Origin of the sequence: Pseudarthrobacter sp. SORGH_AS 212, assembly GCF_030818145.1 — a bacterium.
Lineage (GTDB): Bacteria > Actinomycetota > Actinomycetes > Actinomycetales > Micrococcaceae > Arthrobacter.
Map to the genome: position 1 here is coordinate 3,393,967 of NZ_JAUTAA010000001.1, position 13,222 is coordinate 3,407,188.

6 protein-coding genes are annotated in these 13,222 nt (G+C 63.9%); all 6 read left to right on the forward strand.

Annotated features, from left to right (window positions below):
* Positions 1–46 precede the first annotated feature (46 nt).
* The 6 genes from QE394_RS15545 to QE394_RS15570 all read left to right on the forward strand — a co-directional run bounded on the left by QE394_RS15545 (position 47) and on the right by QE394_RS15570 (position 13,201).
* Positions 47–3,946 carry a DNA-directed RNA polymerase subunit beta' gene (locus QE394_RS15545; protein ID WP_056075391.1) on the forward strand — a complete coding sequence of 1,300 codons (3,900 nt, stop codon included), beginning with the start codon at positions 47–49 and terminating at the stop codon, positions 3,944–3,946.
* Between the two features lie 421 nt (positions 3,947–4,367).
* Positions 4,368–4,742 carry a 30S ribosomal protein S12 gene (gene rpsL, locus QE394_RS15550; protein ID WP_011692814.1) on the forward strand — a complete coding sequence of 125 codons (375 nt, stop codon included), beginning with the start codon at positions 4,368–4,370 and terminating at the stop codon, positions 4,740–4,742.
* 1 nt (position 4,743) lies between these two features.
* Positions 4,744–5,214 carry a 30S ribosomal protein S7 gene (rpsG, locus tag QE394_RS15555; RefSeq protein ID WP_013601837.1) on the forward strand — a complete coding sequence of 157 codons (471 nt, stop codon included), beginning with the start codon at positions 4,744–4,746 and terminating at the stop codon, positions 5,212–5,214.
* A 69-nt stretch (positions 5,215–5,283) separates the two neighbouring features.
* Positions 5,284–7,398 carry an elongation factor G gene (fusA, locus tag QE394_RS15560; protein WP_056075388.1) on the forward strand — a complete coding sequence of 705 codons (2,115 nt, stop codon included), beginning with the start codon at positions 5,284–5,286 and terminating at the stop codon, positions 7,396–7,398.
* A gap of 263 nt (positions 7,399–7,661) precedes the next feature.
* Entirely contained in the window at positions 7,662–8,852 is a 1,191-nt protein-coding gene (gene tuf, locus QE394_RS15565) for an elongation factor Tu (RefSeq protein ID WP_056075385.1), read from the forward strand.
* A 152-nt stretch (positions 8,853–9,004) separates the two neighbouring features.
* Positions 9,005–13,201 (forward strand): hypothetical protein, encoded by a 4,197-nt coding sequence (locus QE394_RS15570; RefSeq protein ID WP_349035014.1) that lies wholly within the window; start codon positions 9,005–9,007, stop codon positions 13,199–13,201.
* Positions 13,202–13,222: the final 21 nt, after the last annotated feature.

Below are 13,222 nucleotides of genomic sequence, written 5' to 3' on the forward strand. Positions count from 1 at the left end.
TCGTCAAGACTTCAGAATTTAGAGAACAAGAGAGAACAGGGACCATATGTCCAGCGAATCCTCCTTCGGCCTCATGCAGATCGGCCTCGCCACCGCGGAAGACATCCGCGGCTGGTCTTACGGCGAGGTTAAGAAGCCGGAAACCATCAACTACCGCACGCTCAAGCCCGAGAAGGACGGCCTCTTCTGCGAGAAGATCTTCGGCCCGTCCCGCGACTGGGAATGCTACTGCGGCAAGTACAAGCGCGTGCGCTTCAAGGGCATCATCTGTGAGCGCTGTGGCGTTGAGGTCACCCGCGCCAAGGTACGCCGTGAGCGCATGGGCCACATCGAGCTCGCCGCTCCCGTCACCCACATCTGGTACTTCAAGGGTGTTCCGTCCCGCCTGGGCTACCTCCTTGACCTGGCACCGAAGGACCTCGAAAAGGTCATCTACTTCGCTGCCTACATGATCACCAGCGTCGACGAGGCTGCCCGCCACGAGGAACTGCCCAACCTGCAGGTTGAGCACGACATCGAGAAGAAGCAGCTCATCGACAACCGCGACTCGGACATCGCGGCGATCGCCCGCGACCTCGAAGGCGAAATTGCCCGCCTTGAGGGCGAAGGCGCCAAGGCTGCCGACAAGAAGAAGGCCCGCGACTCCGCCGACCGCCAGATGGCCAACGTGCGCAAGCGCGCCGACGCCGACATCGAGCGCCTCGAGCAGGTCTGGGACCGCTTCAAGAACCTCAAGGTTGCCGACCTCGAAGGCGACGAGGGCCTGTACCGCGAACTGCGTGACCGTTACGGCATGTACTTCGAAGGCTCCATGGGTGCCGAGGCCATCAAGAAGCGCCTCGAGGGCTTCGACATGCAGGCCGAATCCGACCTGCTGCGCGACATCATTGCCAACGGCAAGGGCCAGCGCAAGACCCGCGCCCTCAAGCGCCTGAAGGTGGTCAACGCATTCCTGACCACCAACAACAGCCCGCTCGGCATGGTCCTCGACGCCGTCCCGGTGATCCCGCCGGAACTGCGCCCCATGGTCCAGCTGGACGGTGGCCGCTTTGCGACCTCCGACCTCAACGACCTGTACCGCCGTGTGATCAACCGCAACAACCGCCTCAAGCGCCTGCTTGACCTGGGTGCTCCGGAGATCATCGTCAACAACGAGAAGCGCATGCTTCAGGAAGCTGTTGACAGCCTCTTCGACAACGGCCGCCGCGGCCGTCCGGTCACCGGACCGGGCAACCGTCCGCTGAAGTCCCTGAGCGACATGCTCAAGGGCAAGCAGGGCCGTTTCCGCCAGAACCTCCTCGGCAAGCGCGTCGACTACTCGGGCCGTTCGGTCATCGTCGTCGGCCCGCAGCTGAAGCTGCACCAGTGCGGCCTGCCCAAGCAGATGGCCCTGGAGCTCTTCAAGCCGTTCGTGATGAAGCGCCTGGTTGACCTCAACCACGCACAGAACATCAAGTCGGCCAAGCGGATGGTTGAGCGTTACCGCCCGCAGGTGTGGGACGTGCTCGAAGAGATCATCACCGAACACCCGGTGCTGCTCAACCGTGCACCTACCCTGCACCGCCTGGGCATCCAGGCGTTCGAGCCGCAGCTTGTTGAAGGCAAGGCTATCCAGCTTCACCCGCTGGTTTGTGGCGCCTTCAACGCTGACTTCGACGGCGACCAGATGGCAGTGCACCTGCCGCTGAGCCCCGAGGCGCAGGCCGAGGCGCGCATCCTGATGCTGTCCTCGAACAACATCCTGAAGCCGTCCGACGGACGCCCGGTCACCCTGCCTTCGCAGGATATGATCATCGGCCTCTACCACCTGACCACCAAGCGGAAGGGTTCGGCCGGCGAAGGCCGCATCTTCGGTTCGGTATCCGAGGCCATCATGGCGTTCGATGCCCGCGACCTGCACCTGAACTCCCAGGTCAAGATTCGCCTCGAAGGCTTCGTGCCCTACGCCGGTTGGGAAGCCCCCGAAGGTTGGGAGCAGGGCCAGCCCGCAATCGTGGAAACCTCCCTGGGCCAGGTCCTCTTCAATGAGACCCTGCCCGAGGACTACCCCTGGGTTGAAGCTGTAGCGGATAAGGGCGAACTGTCCAGGATCGTCAACGACCTCGCTGAGCGCTACCCGAAGGTTGTTACCGCGGCCACGCTGGACAACCTGAAGGATGCCGGTTTCTACTGGGCCACCCGTTCGGGCGTCACGGTTGCCATCTCCGATATCGAGGTTCCGGCTGCCAAGCCGCAGATCCTTGCCGGTTACGAGGAACGCGCCGCCAAGATCCAGGGCCAGTACGACAAGGGCCTGATCGACGACGACGAGCGTCGCCAGGAGCTCATCGAGATCTGGAACAAGGCCACCAACGACATCGCTGCGGTGATGCGTGAGAGCCTGTCGCCGATGAACACCATCAACCGCATGGTGTCCTCCGGTGCCCGTGGTAACTGGATGCAGGTCCGTCAGATCGCGGGTATCCGTGGCCTGGTGGCCAACCCGAAGGGTGAGATCATCCCGCGCCCCATCAAGTCCTCCTACCGTGAGGGCCTGTCGGTGCTGGAGTACTTCATCGCCACGCACGGTGCCCGTAAGGGCCTCGCCGATACCGCTCTGCGTACCGCCAACTCGGGTTACCTGACCCGACGCCTGGTGGACGTCTCGCAGGATGTCATCGTCCGTGAAGAGGACTGCGGCACCGAGCGTGGGCTGGTCACGCCGATCGCCGTTGCCGACTCCAACGGTGAGCTGGTCCTGGACGAGAACGTCGAGAACAGCGCCTACGCACGTACGCTGGCAGTCGACGTCGTGGACTCCGAGGGCAACGTCCTTGCAGCCGCCGGCACCGACTGCGGCGACGTCGTCATCGACGAGCTCTTCAAGGCCGGCATCACCGAGGTCAAGGTCCGCTCCGTCCTTACCTGTGAGTCCAGCGTTGGCACCTGCGCCCTGTGCTACGGCCGTTCGCTGGCCACCGGCAAGACCGTGGACATCGGCGAGGCTGTCGGCATCATCGCCGCCCAGTCCATCGGTGAGCCCGGTACCCAGCTGACCATGCGTACGTTCCACACCGGTGGTGCAGTGTCCGCCGGCGGTGGCGACGACATCACCCAGGGTCTGCCCCGTATCCAGGAGCTCTTCGAAGCCCGTACTCCGAAGGGTGTTGCGCCGATTGCCGAGGCAGCCGGCCGCATCGCCATCGAAGAGTCCGAGCGCCAGATGCGCCTGGTCATCACCCCGGATGACGGAACGGAAGAGATCGCTTACCCGGTCCTGCGCCGTTCACGCCTGCTGATCGAAGACGGCGACCACGTCACCGTTGGCCAGAAACTGATCAACGGTCCGGTGGACCCCAAGCAGGTCCTGCGCATCATGGGTCCGCGTGCGGCACAGAAGTTCCTGGTGGACGAAGTGCAGGGCGTGTACCGCAGCCAGGGCATCGGTATCCACGACAAGCACGTCGAGGTTATCGTCCGCCAGATGCTGCGCCGCGTCACGGTCATCGAGTCCGGCGAATCGGACCTGCTGCCCGGCGAGCTCGCCGAGCGCAGCCGCTTCGAGGATGCCAACCGCCGCGTTGTGTCCGAGGGCAAGACGCCGGCATCCGGACGTCCGGAGCTCATGGGCATCACCAAGGCGTCCCTGGCCACCGAGTCCTGGCTGTCCGCAGCTTCCTTCCAGGAGACCACCCGCGTCCTGACGCAGGCGGCCATGGAAGGCAAGAGCGATCCGCTGCTGGGCCTCAAGGAGAACGTCATCATCGGTAAGCTGATCCCGGCCGGCACGGGTCTCCCGCGCTACACCGAGGTCACCGTGGAGCCCACTGAAGAAGCGAAGGCCAACCTGTTCACCGGCCCCAGCGCATTCAGCGACTTCTCGTACGACACCCTGGGCGGTGACGGAGCCCCCGAGTTCCACGCCATCCCGCTGGATGACTACGATCTCGGCAACGACTTCCGCTAAAAACGGCTGTCAGCCCTTTCAAGGCCGGGCCCCGCACTTTCGAGTGCGGGGCCTGGCCCGTTAACCGGACCTTTTGCGCACGGGCACCCGGGGCGGTGGAGGACGACGGCGGCGGGCGGTTGCCGCCGTCGTGCGCCCTACACCTGATTAAGGCTCAGGATCAAGCCGTGCTAGACTTTTCTGTAATTGTTCTGTGTGGCAGTGGATGAAGGCCGCCGCAGCATCATTTTGGTTTTGTTCTCATGATGCTGGGTGTGAGCTTGTTTCCGGGTTGCGGGTAAGGTGCGCAACGAATGCCACCATTTTGCACGCCTAGGCAAGATTCAAGCCACCAAGGCTGCAGGGACAACGCCAAAACCGGAGCAGAGACGGCTGACGCCTGAATGTGCCGGTAGAGATCAAACCAACGGAGAACACGAGAGTGCCTACGATTAACCAGCTGGTCCGCAAGGGCCGCACGCCGAAGGTCAAAAAGACCAAGGCTCCTGCCCTGAACGGCAGCCCGATGCGCCGCGGTGTTTGCACCCGCGTTTACACCACCACCCCCAAGAAGCCGAACTCGGCTCTGCGTAAGGTTGCACGTGTGCGCCTTAACGGTGGCGTTGAAGTTACCGCTTACATCCCCGGTGTTGGCCACAACCTGCAGGAGCACTCCATTGTGCTCGTTCGCGGTGGTCGTGTGAAGGACCTCCCGGGTGTCCGCTACAAGATCGTCCGTGGCGCCCTCGATACCCAGGGTGTGAAGAACCGTAAGCAGGCCCGCAGCCGCTACGGCGCAAAGATGGAGAAGAAGTAATATGCCTCGCAAGGGTCCGGCCCCCAAGCGGCCGCTCGTACAGGATCCCGTTTACGGCTCCCCGCTGGTAACCCAGCTCATCAACAAGGTGCTCGTTGACGGCAAGAAGTCCACGGCAGAGCGCATTGTCTACGGTGCCCTCGAAGGCGCACGTGCCAAGTCCGGCGGCGACCCCGTGGCAGCACTGAAGAAGGCCATGGACAACGTCAAGCCTTCGCTTGAGGTCCGCTCACGCCGCGTCGGCGGCGCCACCTACCAGGTTCCGGTTGAGGTCAAGCCGGGCCGCTCCACCGCACTTGCCCTGCGGTGGCTGGTTGGCTACTCCAAGGCCCGCCGCGAAAAGACGATGACCGAGCGTCTCCAGAACGAAATCCTGGATGCGTCCAACGGTCTCGGTGCCGCTGTGAAGCGTCGCGAAGACACCCACAAGATGGCCGAGTCCAACAAGGCCTTCGCACACTACCGCTGGTAATACTCCCCGGACGCCGCCGGCTCAACCGAGCCGGCGGCGAACGTGTAGTCCATCCCAAAAGGAGACCCCGTGGCACAGGACGTGCTTACCGACCTTAGTAAGGTCCGCAACATCGGCATCATGGCCCATATTGATGCCGGCAAGACCACCACCACCGAGCGCATCCTGTTCTACACGGGTGTGAACCACAAGATTGGCGAAACGCACGACGGCGCTTCGACCACTGACTGGATGGAACAGGAAAAGGAACGCGGCATCACGATCACGTCGGCCGCCGTGACCTGCTTCTGGGAAAACAACCAGATCAACATCATCGACACCCCCGGCCACGTGGACTTCACTGTTGAGGTTGAGCGCTCCCTGCGCGTCCTCGACGGTGCCGTTGCTGTCTTCGACGGCAAGGAAGGCGTTGAGCCCCAGTCCGAGACCGTGTGGCGCCAGGCTGACAAGTACAACGTCCCGCGTATCTGCTTCGTCAACAAGATGGACAAGCTCGGCGCTGATTTCTACTTCACCGTAGACACCATCGTCAGCCGCCTCGGCGCCAAGCCGCTGGTCATGCAGCTGCCCATCGGTGCCGAGAACGACTTCATCGGCGTCGTGGACCTGCTGTACATGCGCTCCCTGGTGTGGCCCGGCGATGCCAAGGGTGACGTCACCATGGGTGCCAAGTACGAGATCCGCGAGATCCCGGCTGACCTCCAGGAAAAGGCCGAAGAGTACCGCGCAGCGCTCGTTGAGACTGTTGCAGAGTCCTCTGAGGAACTCATGGAGAAGTACCTTGAAGGCGAAGAACTCACCGTAGACGAGCTCAAGGCCGGCATCCGCAAGATGACGATCAACTCCGAGCTCTACCCGATCTTCTGTGGCTCCGCGTTCAAGAACCGTGGCGTCCAGCCGATGCTCGATGCGGTTGTCGACTACCTGCCGAACCCGCTCGACGTCCCGCCGATGGTCGGTCACGACCCCCGCGACGAAGAGAAGGAACTGACCCGCGCACCTTCCGCTGATGAGCCTTTCTCCGCACTGGCCTTCAAGATTGCAGCGCACCCGTTCTTCGGCCAGCTCACCTTCATCCGCGTGTACTCCGGTCACGTGGAAGCAGGCGCCCAGGTGGTCAACTCCACCAAGGGTAAGAAAGAGCGCATCGGCAAGCTGTTCCAGATGCACGCCAACAAGGAGATGCCCGTTGAGGGCGCCACCGCCGGCCACATCTACGCTGCCATCGGCCTCAAGGACACCACCACGGGCGACACCCTGTGCGACTCTGCGAACCAGATCGTGCTTGAGTCCATGAGCTTCCCGGAGCCCGTGATCTCGGTCGCCATCGAGCCGAACACCAAGGGTGACCAGGAGAAGCTCTCCACGGCCATCCAGAAGCTCTCCGCTGAGGACCCCACCTTCCAGGTGTCCCTCAACGAAGACACCGGCCAGACCATCATCGCCGGCATGGGCGAGCTCCACCTGGACATCCTGGTGGACCGCATGCGCCGCGAGTTCAAGGTCGAGGCAAACGTGGGTAAGCCCCAGGTTGCCTACCGCGAAACCATCAAGCGCGCCGTCGAACGCCACGACTACACGCACAAGAAGCAGACCGGTGGTTCGGGCCAGTTCGCAAAGATCCAGATTGCGATCGAACCGCTGGACACTGCCGACGGCGAGCTGTACGAGTTCGAGAACAAGGTCACCGGTGGCCGCGTTCCGCGCGAATACATCCCGTCTGTCGACGCTGGTATCCAGGATGCACTGAACGACGGCGTCCTGGCCGGTTACCCGGTAGTGGGCATCAAGGCCACGCTGGTTGACGGCGCGTACCACGATGTTGACTCCTCGGAAATGGCGTTCAAGATCGCCGGCCGTATGGCTTTCAAGGAAGCCGCACGCAAGGCGAACCCTGTCCTGCTCGAACCGCTGATGGATGTCGAAGTCCGCACCCCTGAGGAATACATGGGTGAAGTCATCGGTGACATCAACTCCCGCCGTGGCCAGATGCAGTCCATGGAAGATGCACAGGGCGTCAAGGTTATCCGTGCGCACGTTCCGCTGTCCGGCATGTTCGGCTACATCGGTGACCTGCGTTCGAAGACCCAGGGCCGTGCTGTGTACTCCATGACGTTCAACAGCTACGCGGAGGTCCCGAAGGCTGTCGCCGACGAGATCATCCAGAAGAGCCGCGGCGAGTAGTCCGTACAGGGCACTTAAAGCGAATACCTCGGCTGCGCAGCCGGAGACGGACAGCGCAGCCGGTGCAGGTGGCCGGGGCAGGCGGGGCCCATCCCGGTCAAGCCGGCTCCAGGCCATCTGCACGAACAGGCTCAGGGGATTAGTATTAGTTCCTGAATCTGCAATTTCACCAATCCAAAGCCCCCAAGTAGACTTGCCTGAGTTTCTGCCGCGAAAAGCGCGGTTGAAGGGCAAGCCATTTGAAATCGTTCTAGGAGGAACCTGTGGCAAAGGCAAAGTTCGAGCGGACTAAGCCGCACGTCAACATCGGCACCATCGGTCACGTTGACCACGGTAAGACGACGCTGACGGCCGCCATTTCCAAGGTGCTGTACGACAAGTACCCGGATCTTAACGAGAAGCGCGACTTCGCGTCTATCGACTCTGCTCCCGAAGAGCGTCAGCGCGGTATTACCATCAACATCTCCCACGTGGAGTACCAGACCGAAAAGCGTCACTACGCACACGTAGACGCCCCGGGTCACGCTGACTACATCAAGAACATGATCACCGGTGCTGCCCAGATGGACGGCGCAATCCTCGTGGTTGCTGCTACCGATGGCCCCATGGCTCAGACCCGCGAGCACGTTCTGCTTGCCCGCCAGGTTGGTGTTCCCTACCTGCTGGTCGCGCTGAACAAGTCCGACATGGTCGATGACGAAGAGCTCCTCGACCTCGTCGAAATGGAAGTTCGTGAGCTGCTCAGCTCGCAGGGCTTCGATGGCGATGAGGCTCCGGTTGTTCGCGTTTCCGGCCTCAAGGCCCTGGAAGGCGACCCGGTTTGGGTCAAGTCCGTTGAGGACCTGATGGCAGCTGTCGACGAGTCCGTTCCGGACCCCGTACGTGACCGCGACAAGCCGTTCCTGATGCCGATTGAAGACGTCTTCACCATCACCGGCCGTGGCACCGTTGTTACGGGCCGCGCCGAGCGTGGCACCCTCGCCATCAACTCCGAGGTCGAGATCGTTGGCATCCGCCCGGTCCAGAAGACCACGGTTACCGGTATCGAGATGTTCCACAAGCAGCTCGATGAAGCATGGGCCGGCGAGAACTGTGGCCTGCTGCTCCGTGGCCTGAAGCGCGACGATGTCGAGCGTGGCCAGGTTGTCGTCAAGCCGGGTTCCATCACCCCGCACACCGACTTCGAGGCAAACGTCTACATCCTGTCCAAGGACGAAGGCGGACGCCACAACCCGTTCTACTCGAACTACCGCCCGCAGTTCTACTTCCGTACGACGGACGTTACCGGCGTGATCACCCTGCCCGAGGGCACGGAAATGGTTATGCCCGGCGACAACACTGAGATGACCGTTGCGCTCATCCAGCCGATCGCTATGGAAGACGGCCTCGGCTTCGCTATCCGCGAAGGCGGCCGCACCGTTGGTTCGGGACGCGTCACCAAGATCATCAAGTAACTCTTGCTGATCACCGGATAGCCGGGATTATGTCCCGGTAATCCACAGAAGGCCCCGCTGCTGTGTGCAGCGGGGCCTTCTTTTGCTACCGTTAATCCAGTCACTGGATAAATCGCAGGACTAATGCCACGCCCTCCCTGAAAGGCCATCTCATGCCGGACGATTCGTACGAGGCAGGCTACCGGGCCGGTCACTTGCAGGGCTGGCTGGATGCCATGGCCAAAGTGGCAGAGGGCCAGGCGACGAAATCCACCACCTCGCCGCCGGAACGGGTGCAGGCCCAGGTCCAGGCACCCGCCCCGGCACCGGCTTCGGCAGTGCCGCCGACGTTCGCCCCGCCGATGGTCACGGCTTCTGCACCTCAGCCTGCTCCCGGACTGCCAAGTCGCGCTGCGGCACGCGCGCAGCCAGTGCCCGTGGGGGCCGTTGCGAAACCGCGGCCAAAGCCCACCACCCAGCCAGTTCCATACCGCGGATACGCGGATGCTCCGCCCCGGCCGGCAGAATCAGCCGAAGAGCTGGCAGCACGGCGGGAACGGCGTGACCGCCAGAACATCAACGTCACGCTGTATGTGGCGAGCCTCCTGCTCGTTGCCGCAGCGGCCCTGTTTGTGGGAACGGCGCTGCCGCCCATGATGAAGTTCGCAGGCGTTTGCTCCGTGGCTGCCCTGTTCTACGGCTCGGGATTCATCCTGCACCACCGTGTACCGCGCCTGAAGCCTGCTGCCGTGGCCTTCACTGGCACCGGGCTGGCGCTCGTCCCTGTCATCGGCCTGGCCCTTTACAGCTTTGTCTGGCAAAACGGACCTGCCGCGTGGCTCGCCACCTCGCTCGTTGGAACCCTTGCCTACATTGCGGCCGCCCTCCGGCTCGAAAGCCGCGTGCTGGCATATCTGTCGCTGACTTTCCTTGTTTCCACCGCTTGGTCGGGTATGGCAGTCCTCGATGCCGCCCTTGTCTGGTACTTCGTGATGCTCATCGCCGTGGCAGTCCTGTTTACCCTGCTGAGCCTGGCCAGGCCGGGCTGGCTTCCCCCGCTATTCCTGCGGCCCCTGGTAACTGTCCACCCTGTCGTGGTACCGGCCGTTGCCGTGGCTGCAACGTTCCTCGTGCGCACCAGCCTTGCCGAGTACGCACTGATCCTCGGGCTCAGCGGTGCATACTTCGCCACGATGGCCGCCGTATCGGGAGCAAGCTTCAGGCTCCGCAATTTCTATGCGGCCCGTGTTGCGCTGACAGTTGCCGGCACCGTGGCTGTCCTGGAGCTCACCGACACTGCGAGGGGCGCCCTGCTGGCCGCCGGCGTCCTGCTTGCCGTGCAGGCCATCGGCGTTACCGTAGGCGGCGGCCGTCTGGAGGCCTGGTTCCCTTCCAGGCGCCTTGAAGGGGAAAAGGAACCCCTGCCTTCGGACGTGGCCAATCCTGCCCCGAGCGACGCATGGGCGCCGCGCTGGCGTGCCGACGTCATGGTGACCCACGTGGTGCACTGGGCGTTGACGGCAGCCTTTGCGGGCAGCACTGTGCTGCGCAGTATTGCCGGTGCATGGGTGCCTGACGACGGTGCAGTTCCGCTGTGGGTCCCGGTACTGCTGCTTCTCCTCACGAGCTTTGTCCTGGCGGCCCGGCTGCGCCGGGCCGCTGAGTTCCTTCCGTTCGCGGGCATTGCCCTGGCGGGCGTTGTCAGCAGGGTGATGGGGGAGTGGGAATTCGCCCTTATGGTGCTCCTCACCGCGTTCTTCTGGTTAATGCGGGGGCTCCGTGAAAGCGGTATTCAACGGCAGATCCTCCTCTTCAACACCAGGATCGCAGGCACAGTTGCCGTTCCCGCCGTGACGGCCGCCTTGACGGAGGGGCGCATGCAGGGGCAGGCGGTCTGCTTCAGTGTTGTCGCAGCATCCGTGGTACAGCAGTTGTTGTCTGCGTGGGTGCAGCGGGGGAGTCGCAAGGAATTTGCATCCCAAGCCACCCTGATTGGCTTCTCCGTTCTTGGGACGGTGGGAGTCGCTGTTCTCGCCGCCGTGGACTCTTCGCCGGGACACTCGCTGACGTGGAGCGGGATTCTGCTGCAGCTCGCTGCAGCGGTTGCCATGGGTCTGCTCCTGGTACCCCGGCCGGGCGGGGAGCGCCCCTGGAGTCCCCGTGCAGGGGAAGTGGTGCCGCTGGTGCTGGCAAGCGTGATGGTGGAGTTCGCCTTCAGATGGATTACACCGGATGCCGGGAACATCGCACTGGCTGTAGTGGTGGCATACCTCGCCGTCACAGGGGGTCGGCTGCGGTCCCGGCTGCACCGTTGGGGATATTGGTGGCTTTGCCGCATCGCCGCCACATTGTTGGCGCTGACGCTGTTCGACAGGCTGGTCGGCTCCGCGGGCGCGCCAGTTGTAGGCGGCGAAGCTGTCGACCCCGCCACGCTGCTGGTTGCGGTGTTGGCCCTCCAGATGGCCGTGGTGCTGGTGTCTTTCCGGCTTGGGCGTTCTCCGCGTGGCGCGGCCGTGGATGCGGGTGTGGTTCTGGCGGTTCAGCTCATTGGGTGCACGATGCTGTGGCCGTTATCGGAGGGGAGCTGGCAGCATCTGGTCATCCCGGGCGCCACGGCGCTGTCGTCAGCTGCTGCCGGGCTGTTGCTGCGCGGTCAACGGGGCTCCGGGTGGTTCGCGCCGGCGTCATTCGTGGTGCTGGTAGGACTGTCCGCCGGTAACCTCACCCTGATCGAGGTGTTGCTGGGCATCTTTGCTGCCTTCGCCGCGGTGATGGTGGCGGCAGCTGCCCGGGCTGTGGAGAAGGGAGGGTACTTTATTGCGGCGAGGGTACTGACGGCGGCCCTGGCCGTGGTTCTCAGTTACGACGTATCGGCCTCCCCGGATCTTGTGTCGCTGACCCTTGCCGGCGTTCTTGCCGCGCAGCACGTCGTCAGGTGGCTGATGCGCTTCCGTCTTCAGATGGTTCCTTTCCAGCAGGCGGCGGTATGGGTCACCCTCGCAGGCCAGGCCGCCCTTCCGCTGGCCTACTTCAGCCGATTCGGAGCAGCCGGCACCGGTGGCGAACGCTGGATCCTCCTGGTGGAGTTCGGGCTGGTTCTTGTTTCGGCCGTCGTCGCCAGGGCCCTGTTCGCGGCGCGCGGTGCACTCTACTTCGCGGTCTTTGCCGTGCTGGGCGGGATGCTGGCACTGAGCCCGCTCGTGGCGCCTGCAGCGTCCCCGGTGCTGGGCTACACCGGAGTGGCACTTCTCCTGCTGGCGCTGGCGCTTGCGGCAGCGGTGGCCGGCGTATCGTGGTTCCGGCGGATGCCGGTCCCCTCCGGAACTGAGCGTTGGCTGTGGCTCGCAGCCGCACTGGGATACACCCTCAGCGCGCTGGTCCTCGCTCCGCAGGCCGATGATTGGATCGCCGGGTTCGCCGTCCTGGTGCTCGCCGCTGTCCTCTTCTGCGCCTCCCACGTTGAGCGGGCCGCGGTGCTGTACGCGCCGGCGTCGGCCGCTGTCCTGGTCGGTACCTTCATGGTGGTCCGGGAGGCGGCAGGCGGAAACCCGGACGTCTGGGCCGCCTATGCGCCCTGGCTCGGTGCCGGCGCGGCCGGTGCCGCACTATATGGTGTGCGAGTGGCAAGGTCCGCCCGGTTGGCAGCTGACCCCTTGCGCCGCTGGTCCCTGGCCGGCGCCGCGTTGGCCGGGCTCGCCCTGGCCACAGTTGCGGGTCTCCCGGCAGACACCACGGCCTGGGTTGCCGCCGCGGCACTAGCGGGCGCGGCAGCTGTCGGCATCGCGGAAGCCCCGGCAGGACTGCGCCGTGTGGCCTTCGAGGCGGGTGCTGTGGTGGTGATGGCCGGAGTTCAACGCGCGGCGATCTTCGAACTGGACGGCCGCCGGAGTTTTGGGACCGGCTTCCCGGATCCCTTCTGGGCGGCGCAGTGGTATGTGGTGCTTGGGGCCGCCCTTGCGTTCCTTCGGTACCGCTCCGGACAGTCCAAAGCCGGGCGCGGTATCGCTGTGGCGGCAGCCGTCCTGCTCTCCCTGACCGGGGCAGGAACCGTTTTTGGCGGCACTGCAGGGCAGCAGCTGTGGCTTTTGGTGCTGCTCGCTGTGCTGCTGGTCGGCGGGCTCCTGGCTGGCGAGAAGATCTTCGTCAGGTGGGGCGCAGCCGGTGTTGCCGCCTGCATTCTTTGGGCGATGCGCGGCTACACGTTCGTACTCCTGGCGCTCATCGCCGCCGGCCTGATTGCTTTTGCCGTATGGCGGCTGAACCGGAGCGCCGGCCCGGAGGCCGCGGAACCTGTGCGGCCTTCAGCGCCTTCAGCGCCTTCAGCACCATCAGATGCCGGCAGCGACGCTCCGGCCGGGAAAGTGCCCTGATACTGTTGCAGCATTGAGAGG

Coding starts and splice junctions, on each gene's coding strand:
- QE394_RS15545 (WP_056075391.1), top strand. CDS start 47: ATGTCCAGCGAATCCTCCTTCGGCCTCATGCAGATCGGCCTCGCCACC.
- rpsG (WP_013601837.1), top strand. CDS start 4,744: ATGCCTCGCAAGGGTCCGGCCCCCAAGCGGCCGCTCGTACAGGATCCC.
- QE394_RS15570 (WP_349035014.1), top strand. CDS start 9,005: ATGCCGGACGATTCGTACGAGGCAGGCTACCGGGCCGGTCACTTGCAG.